Annotated in this window: 19 protein-coding genes and 1 riboswitch; of the genes, 9 read left to right on the top strand and 10 right to left on the bottom strand. The window is 68.8% G+C overall.

Going from position 1 to position 19,709, the window contains the following annotated elements; all coding sequences use genetic code 11:
• Window positions 1-15: 15 nt before the first annotated feature.
• Window positions 16-648 carry an HAD-IB family phosphatase gene (locus ACIBKX_RS22100; RefSeq protein WP_363270354.1) on the top strand — a complete coding sequence of 211 codons (633 nt, stop codon included), beginning with the start codon at window positions 16-18 and terminating at the stop codon, window positions 646-648.
• Window positions 649-1,067: 419 nt separating this feature from the next.
• On the top strand, window positions 1,068-2,612 hold the full coding sequence (locus ACIBKX_RS22095; RefSeq protein WP_363270355.1) for a globin domain-containing protein: 1,545 nt from the start codon (window positions 1,068-1,070) through the stop codon (window positions 2,610-2,612).
• Here ACIBKX_RS22095 and ACIBKX_RS22090 read toward each other — a convergent pair.
• From ACIBKX_RS22090 to ACIBKX_RS22070, 5 genes are all read right to left on the bottom strand, one after another.
• Window positions 2,609-3,091 carry an NUDIX hydrolase gene (locus ACIBKX_RS22090; RefSeq protein ID WP_363270356.1) on the bottom strand — a complete coding sequence of 161 codons (483 nt, stop codon included), beginning with the start codon at window positions 3,089-3,091 and terminating at the stop codon, window positions 2,609-2,611. The genes ACIBKX_RS22095 and ACIBKX_RS22090 overlap by 4 nt on opposite strands.
• Before the next feature lie 59 nt (window positions 3,092-3,150).
• Entirely contained in the window at window positions 3,151-4,056 is a 906-nt protein-coding gene (locus tag ACIBKX_RS22085; protein ID WP_363270357.1) for a LysR family transcriptional regulator, read from the bottom strand.
• A 281-nt stretch (window positions 4,057-4,337) separates the two neighbouring features.
• Window positions 4,338-5,519, bottom strand: coding sequence for a cystathionine gamma-lyase (locus tag ACIBKX_RS22080; protein ID WP_363270358.1), 1,182 nt, complete (start codon window positions 5,517-5,519; stop codon window positions 4,338-4,340).
• Window positions 5,516-6,004: a low molecular weight protein-tyrosine-phosphatase gene (locus tag ACIBKX_RS22075; RefSeq protein WP_363270515.1), complete on the bottom strand. Its 489-nt coding sequence runs from the start codon at window positions 6,002-6,004 to the stop codon at window positions 5,516-5,518. Before ACIBKX_RS22075 ends, ACIBKX_RS22080 begins: the two co-directional genes overlap by 4 nt.
• 15 nt (window positions 6,005-6,019) lie before the next feature.
• Window positions 6,020-6,400, bottom strand: coding sequence for a phage holin family protein (locus ACIBKX_RS22070; RefSeq protein WP_363270359.1), 381 nt, complete (start codon window positions 6,398-6,400; stop codon window positions 6,020-6,022).
• Window positions 6,401-6,471: 71 nt separating this feature from the next.
• Here ACIBKX_RS22070 and ACIBKX_RS22065 point away from each other — a divergent pair, with 71 nt between their 5' ends.
• From ACIBKX_RS22065 to ACIBKX_RS22050, 4 genes are all read left to right on the top strand, one after another.
• Window positions 6,472-6,789, top strand: a complete 318-nt coding sequence (locus ACIBKX_RS22065; RefSeq protein ID WP_363270360.1) for a cupin domain-containing protein — start codon at window positions 6,472-6,474, stop codon at window positions 6,787-6,789.
• 179 nt (window positions 6,790-6,968) lie between these two features.
• Entirely contained in the window at window positions 6,969-7,190 is a 222-nt protein-coding gene (locus ACIBKX_RS22060) for a DUF5326 family protein (protein ID WP_363270361.1), read from the top strand.
• 277 nt (window positions 7,191-7,467) lie between these two features.
• Window positions 7,468-8,205: a helix-turn-helix domain-containing protein gene (locus ACIBKX_RS22055; protein WP_363270516.1), complete on the top strand. Its 738-nt coding sequence runs from the start codon at window positions 7,468-7,470 to the stop codon at window positions 8,203-8,205.
• Between the two features lie 103 nt (window positions 8,206-8,308).
• Window positions 8,309-8,746 (top strand): SsgA family sporulation/cell division regulator, encoded by a 438-nt coding sequence (locus tag ACIBKX_RS22050; RefSeq protein ID WP_363270362.1) that lies wholly within the window; start codon window positions 8,309-8,311, stop codon window positions 8,744-8,746.
• A gap of 121 nt (window positions 8,747-8,867) precedes the next feature.
• Here ACIBKX_RS22050 and ACIBKX_RS22045 read toward each other — a convergent pair whose 3' ends face one another.
• Window positions 8,868-10,280, bottom strand: coding sequence for a YibE/F family protein (locus ACIBKX_RS22045; RefSeq protein WP_363270363.1), 1,413 nt, complete (start codon window positions 10,278-10,280; stop codon window positions 8,868-8,870).
• A 71-nt stretch (window positions 10,281-10,351) separates the two neighbouring features.
• Window positions 10,352-10,506: riboswitch (TPP riboswitch) on the top strand.
• On the opposite strand from ACIBKX_RS22045, the gene thiC reads away from it, so the two are divergent.
• Window positions 10,499-12,286: a phosphomethylpyrimidine synthase ThiC gene (gene thiC / locus ACIBKX_RS22040; protein WP_363270364.1), complete on the top strand. Its 1,788-nt coding sequence runs from the start codon at window positions 10,499-10,501 to the stop codon at window positions 12,284-12,286. Its footprint overlaps the riboswitch before it by 8 nt.
• A gap of 96 nt (window positions 12,287-12,382) precedes the next feature.
• Here the strand turns inward: thiC and ACIBKX_RS22035 are convergent, their stop codons facing one another.
• The 3 genes from ACIBKX_RS22035 to ACIBKX_RS22025 form a co-directional block, all read right to left on the bottom strand.
• A complete protein-coding gene (locus tag ACIBKX_RS22035; protein ID WP_363270365.1) occupies window positions 12,383-13,258 on the bottom strand; it encodes a hypothetical protein in 876 nt (291 codons plus the stop codon).
• Between the two features lie 182 nt (window positions 13,259-13,440).
• Window positions 13,441-14,541, bottom strand: coding sequence for a metallophosphoesterase (locus tag ACIBKX_RS22030; RefSeq protein ID WP_399375998.1), 1,101 nt, complete (start codon window positions 14,539-14,541; stop codon window positions 13,441-13,443).
• A gap of 288 nt (window positions 14,542-14,829) precedes the next feature.
• Window positions 14,830-15,951 carry a LacI family DNA-binding transcriptional regulator gene (locus ACIBKX_RS22025; RefSeq protein WP_160506062.1) on the bottom strand — a complete coding sequence of 374 codons (1,122 nt, stop codon included), beginning with the start codon at window positions 15,949-15,951 and terminating at the stop codon, window positions 14,830-14,832.
• A gap of 416 nt (window positions 15,952-16,367) precedes the next feature.
• Between ACIBKX_RS22025 and hisC the strand changes: the two genes are divergently transcribed.
• Window positions 16,368-17,447, top strand: coding sequence for a histidinol-phosphate transaminase (gene hisC / locus ACIBKX_RS22020; protein WP_363270367.1), 1,080 nt, complete (start codon window positions 16,368-16,370; stop codon window positions 17,445-17,447).
• A gap of 42 nt (window positions 17,448-17,489) precedes the next feature.
• Here the strand turns inward: hisC and ACIBKX_RS22015 are convergent, their stop codons facing one another.
• Complete coding sequence (locus tag ACIBKX_RS22015; RefSeq protein WP_363270368.1) at window positions 17,490-17,879, bottom strand: cyclophilin-like fold protein; 390 nt, start codon at window positions 17,877-17,879, stop codon at window positions 17,490-17,492.
• A gap of 283 nt (window positions 17,880-18,162) precedes the next feature.
• On the opposite strand from ACIBKX_RS22015, the gene ACIBKX_RS22010 reads away from it, so the two are divergent.
• A complete protein-coding gene (locus ACIBKX_RS22010; RefSeq protein WP_363270369.1) occupies window positions 18,163-19,701 on the top strand; it encodes a cytochrome ubiquinol oxidase subunit I in 1,539 nt (512 codons plus the stop codon).
• Window positions 19,702-19,709 lie beyond the last annotated feature (8 nt).

Raw genomic sequence — 19,709 nt, 5'->3', positions numbered from 1 at the left:
CTAGCCTCGGCGTACATGGCACGCCTGCACCTCTTCGACCTTGACGGCACGCTGTTGCACGGCACAGCGGCCCCCGTGGAGATATCCCGTCAGCTCGGCCTCGACGCGGAGATAGCCGAGCTGGAACGCGACTTCGTCGCCCAGCGCATCGATTCGCCCCAGTACGCGGTCCGGGTCCGGGCGTTGTGGGCGGACCTCACGGACGCACAGGTGACGGCGGCCTTCGAGGGTGCGCCCTGGCTCTCCGGGATTCAGGACACCTGGGCCGAGATCCGGGAGGGCGGTGACTACTGCGCCGTGATCTCGCTGTCGCCGTCGTTCTTCGTCGAGCGACTTCTGGGATGGGGCGCGCATGCCGCGCATGGATCGCGCTTTCCTTCCGTGCCGTTCACCGAGCCGGTGAATCCCGCGGGCATTCTCAATGCGGCGGCCAAGGTGAAGATCGCGGACCGGCTCTGTGAAGAGTTCGGGGTGGGCAGGTCCGATTGCATCGCATATGGCGACTCGCTCTCGGACCTGGAGCTCTTCGGCGCGGTACCGGTTTCGGTCGCCGTCAATGCGGATCAGCGTCTGGTTGGGCTCGCTACCCACTCTTATGTCGGGCGGGATCTGCGTAAGGCGTATGAATTGGTGCGGCCCGCCCGGTAATTGGGGCAATTGGCGGCGTGATCCGCTGAATTCCCTGTGAAGGAACGCGGACTTGTGCGCCGGACGGCTGCCGGTATGGTCGACTCCGGTTCGTGCCGGGTGTGACTCTGCGCACCCCTGGGGGGCACGGACGGAGGTCAACGCAGCCTAACGGGGCGCAGAGATCGAAGACCTGAACTTTCCGGTATGCGGCCGGCGCGATGGCGATGGATGGGACGCTGCGTGAGATGACTGCGTCCAATGTCACATTCCATCCCTACTTGTCCGTAGGGCCCGGAATCCAAGGTTCAATGCGGGTCACATCGGCTGCCCACGGGGAACGGGGAACGGGGAACAGAGCGGCTTCTACGGGGGAACAGAGCGGCTTCCTGAAGGGAAGCGCGCGGACCGACTGAGAGATGTTCGAGGCGAGGCACAGCATGGACTCTCCGACCACCACGTCGGCGGGCAACGGCAGTTCCGGCGAGAGCGGCGGTGGAGGCGGCTGGTTCACCCCGCGCAAGGCGCCGCAGCGCCAGGAGGACGGCGAGGCGACGCGTCCCGCGGCTGATGAGTCCGAGGCTCCCGAAGGACGCCGTGTGGCGTCGATACGCCCCTTGAACAGGTCTGTCGCTGGATCTGCCGCCACGTCCCCCGCCGAACGAATACCGGCCGCCCCCGAGCCGCGTGAGGCCGTCCTCGAGCCGCGTGAGCCCGTCCGTGAGGCGGTGTCGACCGCCACGGGGGCCCCGCGGGCCGAGCCCAGGACCGAGCGTGTCCCGGAGCCCCGGCAGAAGCCGGACGCCCACTCCCTGCCCGAGCGGCAGCCGCAGCCGGCGGCAGACCTTGGGCCGCGGCCCAAGCCTTCCCCCCAGGGGTCCCCCGACGCGGTGCTCGTGCAGCGCACCATGGCCGCGGTCGGCCCCGTCGCCGACCAGGTGACGTCGTACTTCTACGCGCTGCTGTTCACCCGCCACCCCGACCTGCGCTCCCTCTTCCCGGCGGCGATGGACACCCAGCGCGACCGGCTGCTCAAGGCGCTGCTGACCGCCGCCGAGCACATCGACCACACCGACGTGCTCGTCGCGTACCTGAAGAACCTCGGCCGCGGCCACCGCAAGTACGGCACCCGGCCCGAGCACTACCCGGCCGTCGGAGAGTGCCTGATCGGCGCGCTCAGCCGGTACGCGGGATCGGTCTGGGACGACGAGACCGAGGCCGCCTGGGTCCGGACGTACACGACGATCTCCCAGGTCATGATCGACGCGGCGGCCGCGGACGAACTGAGCGCCCCGGCCTGGTGGCTCGCCGAGGTCGTCTCGCACGACCTCAGGACGCCTGACATCGCTGTCGTCACCGTGCGGCCCGACCAGCCGTACCCGTTCCTGGCCGGGCAGTACACGAGCCTGGAGACGCCCTGGTGGCCGCGGATCTGGCGGCACTACTCGTTCGCGTCCGCGCCGCGCTCCGACGGGCTGCTCTCGTTCCATGTGAAGGCCGTCCCGGCGGGCTGGGTGTCCAACGCCCTGGTGCACCACGCCCGCCCCGGTGACGTCGTGCGGCTCGGCCCGCCCGCCGGCTCGATGACCGTCGACCACACCACCGACAGCGGACTGCTCTGTCTGGGCGGCGGTACCGGCATCGCGCCCATCAAGGCGCTCGTCGAGGATGTCGCCGAACACGGCGAACGACGGCCCGTGGAGGTCTTCTACGGCGCACGCACCGACCATGACCTGTACGACATCGACACGATGCTGCGGCTCCAGCAGAACCATCCCTGGCTCGCGGTCCGCCCGGTCGTCGACGGCCAGGCCCAATTCCCGGACGCCGTACGCGAGTACGGCCCCTGGAACGAGTACGACGCCTATCTCTCGGGCCCGCCCGGCATGATCCGCAGCGGTGTGGACGCCCTGCGGGACGTGGGCATCCCGGCGGGCCGGATCCGCCACGACTCCGTGGAGGAGCTGGTGGCCACGGGCGATTAGCCCAGATCAGGGGCGTGCATGGCGCGTACGCCCTCGATGTTGCCGTCCAGATAGTGCCGCAGCGACAGCGGTACGAGATGGACCGAGGCGATGCCGACGCGGGTGAAGGGCACGTGGACGATCTCGTACTCGCCGCACGGCTCCTCGATCTCGGGGCCGTGCCGCAGCGCGGTGTCCATGGACTCCAGCCGGCAGACGAAGAAGTGCTGCACCTTCACACCCGTCGCGCCACCGTCCTCGCCGATGTGCTCGACGGTGTCCACGAAGCAGGGCACCACGTCCGAGATCTTGGCGCCGAGCTCTTCGTGGACCTCGCGATGGAGCGCGTCGACGACGGTGGCGTCCTCCGCCTCCACACCGCCGCCCGGAGTGACCCAGTACGGATCGACGCCGGGCTTGGTCCGCTTGATCAGGATCAGGTCGTCGCCATCGAGCAGAACTGCACGTGCGGTGCGCTTGACCACGGGTCGGACGGTCATGGGAGAAATGTGGCCCGGACTGTTCCACGTGAAACATCGCGAACCAGACGGACCCCTGTTCAAGCCCAGTCGGCGGCAGCACGCAGCAGCCACTCGTGCGCCCGCGCGATATGCGGCATGGCGAGCGTGCCGGTGCGTACGACGAGGAAATACGTCCGCAGCGGAGGCACCGCGGGGTCGTGCAGTGCCACGATCTCGCCGCGCTCCAGGGCGGGTGCGCACAGATAGCGGGGCAGCACGGCGAGACCCCCGCCGGAGGCGGCGCAGGCGAGCACGGCCCGCAGGTCCGGCACGATGACGGCGCCGGATGCGGCCGGACGGGTGTCGAAGACGGCCGCCCAGTAGCGGGAGACCAGCGGCAGCGACTCGTGCACCTCCACCACCGGAAGGTTCTCCAGGGCGGACGCCCCCTTCCGCCGCAGCTTGCCGGGACCGATACGGGAGGCCCAGCGGGGGCCGGCGACCAGGACGTGCTCCTCGTCGCAGAGCGGAGTCGCGGCGAGCAGCGCACCGCGCGGCTGGGCCGTGGTGATGGCCAGATCGTTGTGCCCCGCGGAGAGCCCCTCAAGGACCTCCTCCGCGTTGCCGAACGAGGCACGCAGCGCGAAGCCCTGGCCGTCCTGTCCGGTCAGCGCGGTGAGGGCGGGCAGCGCACGGGCCGCCGTGAACTCGGGCGGCCCCGCGAGGTGAAGGGTGCGCACGGAGGAGTCCTCGTCGAGCCCGGTCTCGGCGATCTCCACGAGGGCGTCGAGATGAGGAGCGGCTTTGTGGGCGAGTTCGTCCCCGATGGTCGTGGGGGTCACGCCACGGGCCTGACGCAGGAACAGCGGACGGCCCAGTTGCCGCTCGAGCGTCCGTATCTGGGACGTCACCGCGGGCTGGGAGAGGCCGAGCAGGGCCGCCGCGCGCGTGAAGGAACCGGCCCGGTGCACGGTGACGAACGTGCGCAGCAGGGCCAGATCCATGGCAGCGCCCTCCCCTCCAGGCCCCTGGGCCGCGCCCAACTATAAATATGTCGATAGGTCTCTGTCGCTACTGTGATTGGACACTGACACAGAGTCAACTAGCCTTGTTCGCGCGGTTCTTCGCGCGCGGAACCGGGACGGTCCGAGCCACGAGGGGGGAGGCTCGGACCGTCCGTTGTGCGTAGCCTCCGGTACTGCACCGGAAGCGGCCCCAGCACCGACTCCCGTCGGTCGCCGGACTCCACCGACTCCCGTCGGTCGCCGGACTCCACCGACTCCCGTCAGTCGCCGGACTCCGCCGACTCGCCCAGCGCCCGCAGCACATCCGCCACCAGGTCCTGGGGATCCTCGGCCCCGGCGGAGAAGCGCACAAAGCCCTCGGCGACCGCGTCCCCGCCCCAGCGGCCACGCCGCTCGGCCGTGGAACGTACGCCTCCGAAGCTCGTCGCGTCGTCCACCAGACGCAGCGCGTCGAGGAAACGGTCGGCACGCGCGCGGGAGGGCAGCGTGAACGAGACGACGCATCCAAAGCGCCGCATCTGCTGCGCGGCGATCTTGTGCGAGGGGTCGTCGGGCAGTCCCGGATAGCGCAGGCCGGTCACCTCGGCACGGCCGCGCAGCGCCTCGGCGAGGGCCAGCGCGTTGGCGTTCTGCCGCTCGGCGCGCAACTGGAGCGTGGCGAGCGAGCGGTGCGCGAGCCAGGCCTCCATCGGGCCCGGAATCGCCCCGACGATCTTGCGCCAGCGCTTCACGGACGCGGTCAGCCCGGCATCGCGGCAGGCGACGTACCCGAGAAGGATGTCGCCGTGCCCGGTGAGCTGCTTGGTGCCGCTGGCCACGGAGAAGTCGGCGCCGAGGTCCAGGGGACGCTGGCCGAGCGGGGTGGCCAGGGTGTTGTCGACCGCCACCAGGGCGCCACGCGCATGTGCCGCGTCGGCGAGGCGCCGCACGTCGCACACGTCGAGCCCTGGGTTTGACGGGGTCTCGATCCACAGCAGCTTGGCGCCGTCCAGGACGTCGAGCTGGGCGTCGCCGCCGGTCGGGGCGGTGCGCACCTCGATGCCGTACGCGGCGAGCTGCTCATGGACCGGAGGCAGCGCCTGATAGCCGTCGTCCGGCATGACCACGACATCACCGGTGCGCAGCTGAGAGAAGAGCACCGCCGAGATCGCGGCCATCCCGGAGGCGAAGACCAGGGTCTCGACGTGATCGTCGGCCTCAGGCGCCTCCAGCTCGCCGATGGCGCGCTCCAGGAGCGTCCAGGTCGGGTTCTCGTCGCGCCCGTAGGTGTACGGCCCGGTGGGGTCGCCCGGCAGATGGAAGTGCGCCGCGAAGACCGGGCCCGGCAGCGTCGGTTCATGTTTCACCGGCTCGGGAAGACCGGCCCGCACCGCTCTCGTGCCGTCGCCGATCGCCGAGACCGTTCCTGCGGCTGTTCCCGCGGTTCGTGCGGAATCCGTCATGCCGCCCGCCCTTCCATCGCTTCGCGTACGGCGTCGAGCAGACCGTCGCTCGCCGCCTCGACCATTCTCAGGCACGTGTCGAAGCCGTCGTCGTCCCCGTAGTACGGGTCAGGAACGTCCAGGTCGGCGGCGGCGGGGTCGTACGAGCGCAGCAGCCGCACCTTGTCCGCGTCCGCCGGGGTCGGGGCGAGGCGGCGCAGCGTCCGCAGATGGCCGGAGTCCAGGGCGATCACCAGATCGAGGCGGGCGAACCAGGAGACCTCGAAGCGCCGCGCCAGATGATCGCTCTCGTAGCCGGCCGCCTCCAGGACGGAGACGGTGCGCGGGTCGGCACCGTCCCCCTCGTGCCAGCCGTCGGTGCCCGCGCTGTCCACCCGGACCAGACCGCCGAGCCCGGCCTCGTCGACCCGCGCGCGGAAGACGGATTCGGCCATCGGGGAGCGGCAGATGTTGCCGGTGCAGACGAAGCACACGGAGAAGGGCAGGGACATCGGCCGCGATCAGTCCTTGTCGTCGGGCAGGACGACGTTCATCGCCCAGGACACGATCGAGATGATCAGGCCGCCCAGTACGGCGGTCCAGAAGCCGTCCACGTGGAAGCTGAGGTCGAACTTGTCGGCGAGCCACGAGGTGAGCAGCAGCATCAGGGCGTTGACCACGAGGGTGATCAGACCCAGGGTCAGGATGAAGAGCGGGAAGGTGAGGACCTTCACGATCGGCTTGACCAGGAAGTTCACCAGGCCGAAGAGCAGCGCCACGATGATCAGCGTGCCGATCTTCTTGCCGGTGCCGTCTCCGGTCAGGGTGATCTTGTCGAGCAGCCATACGGCGACGGCCAGGGCCGCCGCGTTGGCGATCGTCTTGACTACGAAATTCTTCATGTGTCTGATCGTGGCAGACGTCAGGCCGGAGCGGTCGGCCCGCGATCAGTGGCAAGGGGCGTACACGGACGATGAAGGCATTCCGACTGGACGAGCTGGAGGCGGAGCGCGCCGCCAACGACGGCGCGTATCTGCAGTTTCTGCGTGAGCGGAACATGTCGGTCGGGCTGTACGCGCTCGATGCCGGGGAGACCGACCCGCAGCAGCCGCACCAGCAGGACGAGGTCTACATGATCGTCAGCGGCCGGGCGTCGATCACCGTCGGCATGGAGACCACCCAAGTCGCGCGCGGCAGCGTGGTCTACGTGCCCGCGGGCGTGGCCCACAAGTTCCACCACATCAGCGAGGACCTGCGCGTCCTGGTCGTCTTCTCGCCGCCGGAGGGCTGATCCGCGCTGCCCGAGAGCCGATCGGCTACGCCCGGAGACTGACTTCTCGGGGTGCGGACCTCGGGGTTCCCTCAGGGACGGATCAGGGGAGGACCGGGGATCGGAAGCCCCCGCCCGGCCCTTCGCCGACCTAGCATCGAATGCAAGAAGTCAGGAGTTTCGAAGAGAGGGCAAGGACGATGGCAGCGCAGGAGATCTTCTCGGGATTGCCGTGGTGGGTGAAGTGGATCGCGGTGCCGGTCATCGCCCTCGTCGTGTTCGGCGGGCTGATAGCGACCGTTGTCGGATTCGTCGTCGGCCTGTTGTTCAAGCTGCTGCTTTTCGTGGCACTGGTCGGTGGACTCATCTACGTCGTACGGAAGTTCATATCGGGCTCGACGTCGTCGCGCAGCGATTGGTGACTTCTACCAAACAGTTCGCTCGGGCGGGGGAAGTTTCCCCGTGCGGAGCCTTGGGACGGCGGCGGACGGCTAGAGTCCGAAAACCGACGCGGGGGTGAGCCCCGCGCGCGGGCGCATCGCGCTCCCTCCCGTGTATCCCCGGCACGGGTGGAACCCCCAAGCGCTTCGGGAGTGAACCTTGACCACGGTCGACGCCACACCCGCCGGCACCCTGTCCAGCGGTCCCGCATGCGACGTACCGTCGGTCGGAACGGCCTCAACTACCGCCGTGCCGACCCTGATCGGATCCGTACAGCGCGCGATAAGACTGCTGGAGGCAGCCGCCGCACATCAGGACGGCGCGCCCGCCAAGCAGCTGGCCCGAGAGGCCGGGCTCGCGCTTCCCACCGCCTACCACCTGTTGCGCACGCTGACCCACGAAGGCTATCTGCGCAGGGAGAAGGGCCTGTTCGTGCTCGGCGAGGGAGCCGAGCGGCTCAGTTCCAGCGGGGCGGAGCAGAATCGTCGCGGCATGATCGGCGAGGCCCTGGCCCACTGGCGCGATGCCATCGGCGTACCCGTCTACTTCGCGGTCTACCGCGAGGGCGAGATCGAGGTCGTGGCCGTCGCGGACACGCCCGGGAATCCCGCCGTGGAGGAGTGGGCCGACTTCCGCGAGACCGGTCACGCCCATGCGATCGGACAGTGTCTGCTCGGCCAACTCGACGAAGAGCGGCGCAAGGACCATCTCGACCGCTATCCCGTGCAGTCGATCACGAGGTACTCGGTCCGTGACGACCGGAGCTTCATGCGCCGGCTGGAAGCGATGGGGCGGATGCGACCTGTGGTGGAGCGGCAGGAGTACGCGCTGGGAACGGTCTGCGCGGCGATTCCGATCACCGCGGGCGACACGGCGGCCACGATGGCGATTTCCGTTCCCGCCTATCAGTCAGAGCGACTACTCCCCGCGGCGATGCGGTTGCAGAATGAGATCGGAAAGCTGCTTGGGACACTCGCCTTCTCTATCAGCATCTGAAAACTCACTCCTTGTGATCTGATGTGTACGTTAAGCAAGATGCCATGGGTGTCAGGGAGTTGGTTCCTGGCCGGTCGAGGTTTAGCGACGGGGTAGGCGGGCGATGCGCGAGTCGGTGCAGGCAGAGGTCATGATGAGCTTCCTTGTTTCCGAGGAGTTGTCGTTTCGCATCCCGGTGGAGCTGCGCTATGAGACCGCGGATCCCTACGCCGTCCGGCTGACCTTCCATCTCCCCGGCGACGCTCCGGTGACCTGGGCCTTCGGGCGCGAGTTGCTGATCGACGGGGTGGGCAGGGCATGCGGCGACGGTGATGTGCACATCGCGCCCACCGACCCCGACCTGCTCGACGAGGTCCTCATCAGGCTGCAGGTCGGCGGCGATCAGGCGCTGTTCCGGGTGGGGGTTCCGCCACTGCTCGCGTTCCTGGACCGCACGGACAAGTTGGTGCCGCTCGGGCAGGAGCGGGCGCTCGCCGACTTCGAGACCCACCTGGACGAGGCGCTGGACCGGATCCTCGCGGAGGAGCAGAGCGCGGGCTGACCTCGGGGCCAACGGACGCCGCGGGATGGCAGATTGGTGCATTTCACGGCATTGCCGCGGCCGCGGACTCCGGTCCTGGCCCGGACCCGGACCCGGGCCCGGGCCCTGGACCCCGGTCCGCTCACGCCTTGCGTCGTCGTCCGCCTCCGCCGCCCCTTCGCTGCTTTGCCGCCGCGGGCGCCACGGACGCCGCAGGAGCACCAGAGGCCCCAGCAGTCCCCGCAACACCACCCGCCCGATCCGCGGACACCACCAGCGCCGCGAGGGCCGTCGTCACCGGGACCGAGGCGACCAGGCCGATCGAGCCGACCAGCGTGCGCACGATCTCCTCGGCGACCAGCTCGCTGTTGGCCACCGTGCCCACGCTGCTCTGCGCGATCGAGAAGAGCAGGAGCAGCGGCAGCGCGGCGCCCGCGTAGGCCAGGACCAGGGTGTTGACCACGGAGGCGATGTGGTCGCGGCCGATGCGGATGCCCGCGCGGTACAGGCCGCGCCAGCCCATCGTCGGGTTGGCCTGGTGCAGCTCCCAGACCGCCGACGTCTGGGTGACCGTCACGTCGTCGAGGACACCGAGGGAGCCGATGATGACGCCCGCGAGCAGCAGACCGCTCATGTCGATGTCCGGATACAGGCCGTGGATCAGGCCGGTGTTGTCGTCCGTGTTGCCGCTCAGCGAGGCCCAGCCGATGAAGACCGAGCCGAGCAGCCCGATCAGGAGCAGCGAGATCAGGGTGCCGAGCACCGCGACCGACGTACGCGCCGTGAGTCCATGGCACAGATAGAGCGCGATCAGCATGATGGCGCTGGCCCCGACCACCGCCACCACCAGCGGATTCGACCCCTGGAGGATCGCTGGCAGGATGAAGAAGGTCAGCACGAGGAAGCTCAGGGCGAGCGCCACCAGGGCCATGACGCCGCGCATCCGCCCCACCAGGACGACGGCGAGGGCGAAGATCCCGGCGAGCAGCGCCATCGGGATCTTGCGGTTCACGTCGGTGACGGAGTACTGCAGCGCCTCCGGTGCCTTGGGCTCATAGGCGACCACCACCTGCTGGCCCTCGCGCAACTGCCGTGGTGAGTCAGGCTGGACGATCTCCGTGAAGGTGCGGCCCTTGTCCTTGCCGCTGGTCACCTCGACCGTCGCCTTCTTGCAGGTGCCCTTCGCGCGGGACTCCGCGGTCTGCCCCTCGGCGGTGGACGTGTCACCGGTCGGCGGGGGCTGCGAGGCGTTCACGTCCTCGCAGGGCAGCTCCTGCACCTTCGTCACCGTCGCGGACTCGGTCTGCCGGTCGAAGCCGACTCCGGTGCGCTCGTGGCCGGGTGCGCCGCCGGGCCAGAGCACGACGAGACCCACGACGACCGCGGTGGCGAAAGGAATCAGCACCGCCGCGATGACCTTGCGCAGATGCCGGGAGACGGGCGCCGCCGGACCATGGCTGTGCGAGTGCCCGTGCCCGTCCCCGTGAGGGTTCGGGAAGGGCGGCCCGGACGGCGGCTGGGACGGCGGACGCGGCGGCGGCTCTGTGGTGGTCACTGCCCGATCATCGCAAGAACGGAGGGGGCCCTCTGTTCAGCGCGCCCGATATGACGCTAGCGTGGAGGCACCTTTGCAATCGCGGGAGCTCGGAGCACCGGGCTGAGAGGGCGCTGACCTCCGTACGAATCGGCACAAGAGTGCACGAGCAGTACGGAATCCGCTGCGTCGACCGCCGAACCTGTTACCGGGTAATGCCGGCGTAGGGAGTAGGTCTCATGACCACATCGGACGCACGCACGCCTGCCTCCAGCACGCCCGAGGGCGCGGAGGCCGGGAAGTCCATCGGCTGGCACAAGGCGTACGTCGAGGGCTCACGCCCCGATCTGCGCGTGCCGGTCCGCCAGGTGCACCTCACCAACGGCAAGGCCGTGACCCTGTACGACACTTCAGGGCCGTACACCGACCCGGCCGCGGAGACCGACGTCCGCCGCGGTCTGCCGCCGCTGCGGGAGAACTGGATCATCGCCCGCGGCGACACCGAGGAGTACGTGGGCCGCCCGCCCCGTCCCGAGGACGACGGCATCAAGCACACCTCGCCGCGCGGCGGGCTCAAGAACCTCGACGCGGTCTTCCCCGGCCGCCCGCGCCAGCCTCGCCGCGGCCGCCAGGGCCAGGCGGTGACGCAGCTGGCGTACGCCCGTCGCGGCGAGATCACGCCCGAGATGGAGTTCATCGGGATCCGGGAGAACATCGATCCCGAGATCGTCCGGGAGGAAGTCGCCGCGGGCCGCGCGGTGATCCCCGCGAACGTGAACCACCCGGAGATCGAGCCGATGATCATCGGCAAGAGGTTCCTGGTGAAGGTGAACGCCAACATCGGCAACTCCGCGGTCACCTCCTCCATCGAGGAGGAGGTGGACAAGATGACCTGGGCGACCAAGTGGGGCGCCGACACGGTCATGGACCTCTCCACAGGGCGCAACATCCACACCACCCGCGAGTGGGTCCTGCGCAACTCCCCCGTCCCCATCGGCACCGTGCCGCTCTACCAGGCCCTGGAGAAGGTCGACGGCCAGGCCGAGGCGCTGACCTGGGAGATCTACAAGGACACGGTCATCGAGCAGGCCGAGCAGGGCGTGGACTACATGACGGTGCACGCGGGCGTGCGCCTTCCGTATGTCCCGCTCACCGCGCGCCGCAAGACCGGCATCGTCTCGCGCGGTGGCTCGATCATGGCCGCCTGGTGTCTGGCGCACCACAAGGAGAGCTTCCTCTACGAGCACTTCGAGGAGCTCTGCGAGATCCTCGCGGCGTACGACGTGACGTACTCGCTCGGCGACGGCCTGCGGCCCGGATCGATCGCGGACGCCAACGACGAGGCGCAGTTCGCCGAGTTGAAGACGCTCGGGGAACTCAACACGATCGCCAAGCGTCACAACGTACAGACGATGATCGAGGGCCCCGGTCACGTCCCGATGCACAAGATCAAGGAGAACATCGACCTCCAGCAGGAGATCTGCGAGGAGGCGCCGTTCTACACGCTCGGCCCGCTCACCACGGACATCGCCCCCGCCTACGACCACATCACCTCCGGCATCGGCGCCGCGATGATCGGCTGGTGGGGCACGGCGATGCTCTGCTACGTCACGCCCAAGGAGCACCTGGGCCTGCCCAACCGTGACGACGTGAAGACCGGTGTCATCACGTACAAGATCGCGGCCCACGCAGCCGACCTCGCCAAGGGGCACCCGGGCGCGCAGGACTGGGACGACGCGCTCTCGGACGCGCGCTTCGAGTTCCGCTGGGAGGACCAGTTCAATCTGGCCCTCGACCCGGTCACCGCGCGGGAGTTCCACGACGAGACGCTGCCGGCCGAGCCCGCGAAGACGGCGCACTTCTGCTCGATGTGCGGGCCGAAGTTCTGCAGCATGAAGATCTCCCAGGACATCCGCAGGCAGCACGGCGGCGACCTGGACCAGGACGAGATCGCCGCGGGCATGGAGCAGAAGTCCAAGGAGTTCGCGGCAGCCGGAAACCGCGTGTACCTGCCGATCGCCGACTGAGCCGCCGAATCCCCGGAGGCATCCGGACAGCGCGAATCTGTGGGTCTCCCAACAGCCGTTGGGGGACCCACAGCCGTGCCCGCTCGCGGCGCCCCGCTACTCCGGCTTGTGGTCGGGCCCGCCGAAGTCCGGGCTCGAGAAGTCCGGGCTCGAGTAGCTCGGCCGCGGGCCCGCGGAGGGCCCGCCGTCAGGGCTGCTGAACCCGGGCCGGTGGTAGCCCAGTTGAGGCATGCGGCTGCTCGGGTCCGCCGACGGCGTACGGGCCACGTGCGCCGCCCCCGGATCCGCGAGCGCCTCCCGCAGGAACGGCAGGACGCCGCGCTCCAGGAGTGCCTCGCCCCAGGCTTCCCTGGCGCGGACCACCTCCTCGTTCCGTTCTCCGTGCGAGTCCGCCTGGAGCGAGGTGGAGCCGTTGCGCAGAGCGGTCAGGAGCAGCCCGATCGCGGCGACCAGGATGCCTCCCGCGGTGAGCGCGCCGAACAGCCATCCCGCGGTGAGCAGGGTGTCCGCGAAGGCGGGCTCGGGGTTGAGCATCTTCAGGATGTAGCCCACCAGCAGGAAGATCGCGGCGGCCGCCCCGGCGAGCACGGGTGCGAGCACCGCGACGACGGCGATCGCCCCCGCCCCTGAGGTCTCGGCGGTCACCTCCCCCATCGTGGTGGCGAGTCCGAGGCCGCCCGAACCGGCTTCCGCCTCGCTCTGGCTGCTCCGTTCCCGTATCGATGGTGCGGCAGATCCGCTCTCGCGCAGTTGCTCGCGGACCTTCACATAGTGCGTGTACTCGGTCGTGGCGGCGGCCGTGATCAGCGCAGTGGCGTTCAGGGCCATGGTGCGCAGCTGCTCGGTGTTGAGCCGCTGGCCCACTGCGGCAAGATCCGGACGATTCGGTGCGGTGCGCAGCGCCTCATCGAGGATCCGCTCGAACTCGGGGCGGTCCTCATTGAGCAGGTGTGGAGCGCTGTTCATGTGCATCCCCCGATGCTCCGTAGGGCTTGGTGACTCGCATGGGTACGAGCCGTCGGGCAGAAACGGAGGGGAGCCTGCTACGGATAAGCCGATGGTAGAGCCGTGACGGCACGCGGTGACAGGGGGTTTCCAGAAATAGGCCCCCTGGCCAGCGTGATCCTGTAGTGGTGCGCTTGCCCAGCGAACGCTCAGCTATCCAGGGGGAGTTGGCAGACCAGCAGCTTTCCGGCCATGGTCACTCCGCCGTCCATGGCGATGGCCAGGCCGTCTGCGTAGATATGTGGTCCCTCGATGACGGGGCCGCCGCCGTCCGAGTCATCCTCCGAGCCGACATCGCCGAGCAGATACGGGATGGGGCTGTGGCCATGGACGATGCGACTGCCCCCGTACATGTCGAGGAGTTCGCGTACGGCAGCGGGGCCCGACTCGTCGCGGAAGGCGAAGCGCTTGGTGAACTTCCGGAAGAGGTCCCAGCATTCGTCCGCGTCGTTGCGCGTGAGTGTCTCGCGGACGGTGTCGTTCACGGCCTCGATCGAGTCGCCGTAATCCAGATAGGCGGTTGTGTCGGAGTGCATGAGCAGATGCCCGTCCTCCGCCTCGATCGCGTCCAGGCGGGCCATCCACTGCAGATGGTGGTCCTCCAGACGCTCCATGTCGGTCTTCTGGCCGCCGTTCAGGAGCCAGGCGGCCTGGAAGGTGGCGGTGCCCGCGCCCGAGTTGACCGGGGTGTCGCCGAACCGCTTCGCGCCGAGCAGCAGCAGTTCGTGGTTGCCCATCAGCGCCTTGCAGTAGCCGCCCGCGGCCGCAGCCTGGGCGGACAGGCGCATCACGAGGTCGATGACGCCGATGCCGTCGGGGCCGCGGTCGGTGAAGTCGCCGAGGAACCAGAGGCGGGCGTTGCCCGCGGACCAGTCGCCCTCGCCGTCGATGAGGCCCTGCTCGTGCAGTGCCGTGAGCAGCTCGTCCAGGTAGCCGTGCACATCGCCGACGACATACAGCGGGCCGTGCCCGTCGCCGGCCGGTGCCTGCGGGGGCTCCGGCATGGCCTGCACGTTCACCTGCACGGTGTCGCCGCGGTTGATGACGGGGAGATCGCGCTGGGTGGGGGTGTAGCCGTCGTCCGGTACGCCGGGAAGGTCCCCGGAGCCGCCCACAGCCGCCGCGTCCCTCGCACTTCCGTCGACCGGACCGGTCTCATGGACGTACGCCGGTACGCGGAAGTCGCGCAGCGTCGCCGTCCGCACATCGGGTCCCTGACCGGCCCCCTGAGTCATCGACCCCTCCACCACCATTGCGCCGCATCTGCACCGAGATCGGACTGCCTGGTCGCAGCGGCCCGCGGTGTCGTCCGCCCATCATAGGAATGCGACTCGCGCTGTGTGGTGCACCAGGGGTGGTGAATCAGTGCTGGACCCCAGTTCACCGAGGTTTTCTCCCGAATTGGGCAGAGGTTTCCCCACAGATCACGACCGGGCCGTACCGGTCGGCGCCAGGCAGCACCGATCGGCAGGGATGTCCTCCCCGCCGATCGGCCCCCGCAACCTGCCCGGTCGGGCCCTTCTGGATACGCCGTCCGCTCAGCCGGTGCCGGGCGAGCGGGGCGGGCTGACCGTCGTACGCGGCGGACGTCGCTCGGACGAGGTGCGCACGATCAGCTCCGTCGGTATCACCTGCTCGACCGGGCGGCCCGAATCGAGCCCTTCGATGGCGTCGATGAGCAGCTGGACGACGGCCGTGCCGATCCGCCGCGGCTTCAGCGAGAGCGTGGTGATGGGCGGCTCGGTGGTGGCGTAGACGGTCGACTCGCTGCAGCACACCAGCAGCAGGTCGTCCGGTACGCGCAGTCCGTAGCGGCGGGCCGCCGCGAGGAGGTCGGTGCCGTTCGGGTCGAAGAGGCCGTAGACGGCGTCGGGACGGTCGGGGCGGGCGAGCAGCCGGTCGGCGGCGACGGCGCCCGCGCAGGGGTCGTGGGCCGGGTAGGACTCGTACACGGGGTCCTGGCCGACGCGCTCGCACCAGCGCAGATAGGCCGTCGTGGACAGATGGGTGTACGTGTCCGTGGTGGTCCCGGTGAGCAGGCCGATCCGGCGGGCGCCGGCCGCCGCCAGATGGTCGAGGATCTCCAGTACGGCGGCCTCGTGGTCGTTGTCGACCCAGGCGGTGACCGGCAGCGACCCGGCCGGGCGGCCGTCGGAGACCACCGGGAGGCCCTGGCGGACCAGTTCGCTCACGACGGGGTCGTGATCGGACGGATCGACGACGACGGTGCCGTCGAGCGCGACGTTCGACCACACGTCGACCGGGCTGCGCCGCGAGGTGGCGGGCAGGATGACGAGGGCGTAGCCGCGGGCGAGCGCGGCCGAGGTCGCGGCTCTGGCCATCTCCGCGAAGTACGCGAATTCGGTGAAGGTGAAAGGTTCATCCCCGTACGTCGTCACGGTCAGGCCGATGAGTCCTGACTTGCCGGTACGGAGCGTGCGGGCCGCCGCGGAAGGGCGATAGCCCAGCCGTTCTGCGACCTCGCGGACATGGCGTCGGGTGGCGTCCGGGAGCCGCCCCTTGCCGTTAAGAGCGTCGGAGACAGTCGTGATGGAGACACCGGCGGCGGCGGCGACGTCTCTGATGCCCGCTCGGCTCTGCCGGTTGCCCCGGCGGGCGGTCTCCGCTCGGCTCACCTGGTGGTTCCCTGCTGCTGTCATGGCGAGCCGATAGTAGGGCTCATGAGGGTGGGTAGCGCGGGCGCATATTCACTCGTTGACAGGCACGTTTCTGCATGGCGGAAGCGGGTCAATGACCTTGGATTGCAAGGGAGTTGGCGGGATTCAGGGGAGTCGGTCCCTTGTCGTCGCGTGCACGCCTGCCAAATGAGCGATGTTTCGAAGAGGTCTCAACTCACCTTCACGGGTGATGCGCGCCACGGAGTGAGCCACCGGCGCACGGCACAACAGGGAGCGCTCCCCCCTCTTCGTACGCCTTCGTCCTTCGATGCCCCGGGGGTGTCTACATCGATGCCGCCGACCCATTCGCAGCCGGGCTGAATCCTCATAAGGTGAGGAGTATTGAAGTCAGGGATTTCAGGCGTACAGATGTTCAGGCGTTTCAGAGGAGGACTGCGGTGAGCGAGACGAGCCCGAGGCTGCGTGCCGAGCTGGAGGGTATCCCCACCTATAAGCCCGGCAAGCCCGCCGCGGCCGATGGTCCGGTGGCGTACAAGCTGTCCTCGAACGAGAACCCGTATCCGCCGCTCCCCGGCGTCATGGAGAGCGCGCTCGCCGCGGCCGGTTCCTTCAACCGCTACCCGGACATGGCCTGCACCGGCCTGATGAGTGAACTCGCCGACCGCTTCGGGGTGCCGGTGTCGCACGTCGCGACGGGCACCGGTTCCGTCGGCGTCGCGCAGCAGCTGCTCCAGGCCACCTGCGGCCCCGGCGACGAGGTCATCTACGCCTGGCGGTCCTTCGAGGCGTACCCGATCATCACGCAGGTGAGCGGTGCGACGTCGGTGAAGGTGCCGCTGACGGCCGGGGACGTGCACGACCTGGACGCGATGGCCGACGCGATCACCGACCGGACGCGGCTGATCTTCGTCTGCAACCCGAACAACCCGACCGGCACGGTGGTGCGCCGGGCCGAGCTGGAGCGGTTCCTGGACCGGGTGCCGGGCGATGTGCTCGTGGTGCTCGACGAGGCCTATCGCGAGTTCATCCGTGATGTCGAGGTGCCGGACGGCATCGAGCTCTACCGGGACCGGCCGAATGTCGCCGTGCTGCGTACGTTCTCCAAGGCGTACGGCCTCGCGGGCCTCCGCGTCGGCTTCGCGATCGCCCATGAGCCGGTGGCCGCGGCGCTGCGCAAGACGGCGGTGCCGTTCGGCGTGAGCCAGCTCGCGCAGGACGCGGCGGTGGCCTCGCTGCGGGCCGAGGACGAACTGATGGGCCGGGTCGGCTCGTTGGTCGCCGAGCGCACGCGCGTGGTCGAGACGCTGCGGGCGCAGGGCTGGACGGTGCCCGAGACGCAGGCGAACTTCGTCTGGCTGCGGCTCGGGGAGCGGACGACGGACTTCGCGGCGGCCTGCGAGAAGGCCGGCGTGGTCGTGCGGCCGTTCGCCGGCGAGGGGATGCGGGCCACGATCGGCGAGACCGAGGCCAACGACATCTTCCTCCAGGCGGCGCAGGCGTTCCGCAAGGAGCTGTAGCCCCAGACGATTTCGACGGCTCCCAGGCGGTCTCGACGGCTCCTAGGCGGTCTCGACGCGGATGGGGTCGCCGGAGCGGACGGTGGCGAGCAGCCTGGGGTCGCCGTCGATCCGGCCGAGGACGTTGCACGGGCTCGCGAGGCGGCATTCGTCGCCCCGCGAGATCGGGGTGGGCCCGTAGGGGAGGGCGAGCGCGTCGCCGTCGGTCCAGAAGGCGACCGTGCCGGGCTCGACGACCTGCCGGGCGCCGTCCTCGAGCGGGACGCTCACGCCCGTGTCGAAGTAGACCTCCTCGCCCCAGGTGTTGGCGGTGGCGGAGAGCGGCAGGACCTTGCTCAGGGCCTGGGCGGTCGGGGTGTCCTCGATCGTCGCGGTCAGGTGTCCTGCGGGCCAGATGATGCGTATCTGTGTCTGCGTCTGCTGCGTCTGCATGGCGCGGATTCAACAATATGTTGAAGCGATTGGGAAGGCCTTGGAGTCCTCGGGGGAGGGTTCCAAGGCCTTCGTCGCGTTTCCGTCGCACTTTCCTCGGGGCTTCAGCCCCGTTCCCTTCGGTTCCCTGCAGTAAGGGGACCCCCCTTGCATGCGCCGGCAGGCCGTACGCCATAATGCTTGTGAATGTGAACGCGTTCACAAGCGTGTCCTGTTAGTCCCAAATAGGTGGGATTAAAGGGGCAAACTGCCGATGTGACCACGACACGTAAGGAGAAGACGCGTGGACCTGGCTCTGGCGCCCGAGACTCTGGCGCGATGGCAGTTCGGCATCACGACCGTCTACCACTTCCTGTTCGTCCCCCTGACGATCTCGCTGGCCGCCCTCACGGCGATCCTCGAGACGGCCTGGGTCCGCACGGGCAAGGAGCACTACCTCCGGGCGACCAAGTTCTGGGGAAAGCTGTTCCTGATCAACATCGCGATGGGTGTCGTCACCGGCATCGTCCAGGAGTTCCAGTTCGGCATGAACTGGTCCGACTACTCGCGCTTCGTCGGTGATGTCTTCGGGGCCCCGCTCGCCTTCGAAGCCCTCATCGCGTTCTTCTTCGAGTCGACCTTCATCGGGCTGTGGATCTTCGGCTGGGACAAGCTCCCGAAGAAGCTGCACTGCGCCACGATCTGGATCGTCTCCATCGGGACCGTCCTGTCGGCGTACTTCATCATCGCCGCGAACGCGTTTATGCAGCACCCGGTCGGCTACAAGATCGTGGAGCGGGACGGCGCCAAGCGCGCGGAGCTCACCGACTTCTCGAAGGTGCTCTTCCAGGAGACGACCCTCGTCAACTTCTTCCACGTCATCTCGGCGGCGATCCTGGTCGGCGGCGCCTTCATGACCGGCATCGCGATCTTCCACCTGCGCAAGAAGCAGCACATCCGCACCATGCGGATGTCGATGCGGCTCGGCCTGGTCACCGCCTTCGTCGGCACCCTGCTCACCGTCGTCAGCGCCGACACCCTCGGCAAGGTCATGTACGAGCAGCAGCCGATGAAGATGTCGGCCGCCGAGGCCCTGTGGGAGACGGAGAAGCCGGCGCCGTTCTCGCTCTTCGCGTACGGCGATGTCTCCAAGGGGCACAACGACGTCGCCATCGAGATCCCCGGGATACTGTCCTTCCTCGCCAAGAACAACTTCAGTGCCGAGATCCCCGGCATCAACGACCTCAACAGGGAGTCGCAGGAGAAGTTCGGACCCGGCGACTACCGGCCCAACATCCCCACCGCGTACTGGTCCTACCGCTGGATGATCGGCTTCGGCGGGGTCTCGATGGCCCTGTGCACCGCCGGCCTCTGGCTCACGCGGAAGAAGTTCTGGCTCGCCCCGGAGCACCGCACCGGCGGCGACGAGATCCCGAAGCTGATGCTCACCAAGAACAAGGAGCTGGCGCCGAAGCTCGGCAAGTGGTGGTGGCTGCTCTCCCAGTGGACGCTGATCTTCCCCCTCATCGGTACGGCCTGGGGCTGGATCTTCACCGAGACCGGGCGTCAGCCCTGGGTGGTCTACGGAGTGCTGCGCACCAAGGACGCGGTCTCGCCGGGCGTCTCGCAGGGTGAGGTGCTCACCTCGCTGATCGTGTTCACGGCCATCTACGCGATCCTCGCCGTGATCGAGGTGAAGCTGCTGCTCAAGTACGTCAGGCAGGGGCCGCCCGAACTGACCGAGGCGGACCTCAACCCGCCGACCAAGATCGGCGGCCCGGGATCGGGCAAGGGTTCCGACGCCGATGACGATGCCGACCGGCCCATGGCCTTCTCGTACTGAGGGAGTTG

The sequence above is a fragment of the Streptomyces sp. NPDC050658 genome, from assembly GCF_044457025.1.
Taxonomy (GTDB): Bacteria; Actinomycetota; Actinomycetes; order Streptomycetales; family Streptomycetaceae; genus Streptomyces.
This window is presented reverse-complemented; position numbering and strand designations above follow the sequence as displayed.

What these genes read in the sequence shown, in the direction of transcription:
- ACIBKX_RS22100 (WP_363270354.1), top strand. Translation starts at nt 16, where the DNA reads ATGGCACGCCTGCACCTCTTCGACCTTGACGGCACGCTGTTGCACGGC.
- ACIBKX_RS22095 (WP_363270355.1), top strand. Translation starts at nt 1,068, where the DNA reads ATGGACTCTCCGACCACCACGTCGGCGGGCAACGGCAGTTCCGGCGAG.
- ACIBKX_RS22090 (WP_363270356.1), bottom strand. Translation starts at nt 3,091, where the DNA reads ATGACCGTCCGACCCGTGGTCAAGCGCACCGCACGTGCAGTTCTGCTC.
- ACIBKX_RS22085 (WP_363270357.1), bottom strand. Translation starts at nt 4,056, where the DNA reads ATGGATCTGGCCCTGCTGCGCACGTTCGTCACCGTGCACCGGGCCGGT.
- ACIBKX_RS22080 (WP_363270358.1), bottom strand. Translation starts at nt 5,519, where the DNA reads ATGACGGATTCCGCACGAACCGCGGGAACAGCCGCAGGAACGGTCTCG.
- ACIBKX_RS22070 (WP_363270359.1), bottom strand. Translation starts at nt 6,400, where the DNA reads ATGAAGAATTTCGTAGTCAAGACGATCGCCAACGCGGCGGCCCTGGCC.
- ACIBKX_RS22065 (WP_363270360.1), top strand. Translation starts at nt 6,472, where the DNA reads ATGAAGGCATTCCGACTGGACGAGCTGGAGGCGGAGCGCGCCGCCAAC.
- ACIBKX_RS22060 (WP_363270361.1), top strand. Translation starts at nt 6,969, where the DNA reads ATGGCAGCGCAGGAGATCTTCTCGGGATTGCCGTGGTGGGTGAAGTGG.
- ACIBKX_RS22050 (WP_363270362.1), top strand. Translation starts at nt 8,309, where the DNA reads ATGCGCGAGTCGGTGCAGGCAGAGGTCATGATGAGCTTCCTTGTTTCC.
- thiC (WP_363270364.1), top strand. Translation starts at nt 10,499, where the DNA reads ATGACCACATCGGACGCACGCACGCCTGCCTCCAGCACGCCCGAGGGC.
- ACIBKX_RS22035 (WP_363270365.1), bottom strand. Translation starts at nt 13,258, where the DNA reads ATGCACATGAACAGCGCTCCACACCTGCTCAATGAGGACCGCCCCGAG.
- ACIBKX_RS22025 (WP_160506062.1), bottom strand. Translation starts at nt 15,951, where the DNA reads ATGACAGCAGCAGGGAACCACCAGGTGAGCCGAGCGGAGACCGCCCGC.
- ACIBKX_RS22015 (WP_363270368.1), bottom strand. Translation starts at nt 17,879, where the DNA reads ATGCAGACGCAGCAGACGCAGACACAGATACGCATCATCTGGCCCGCA.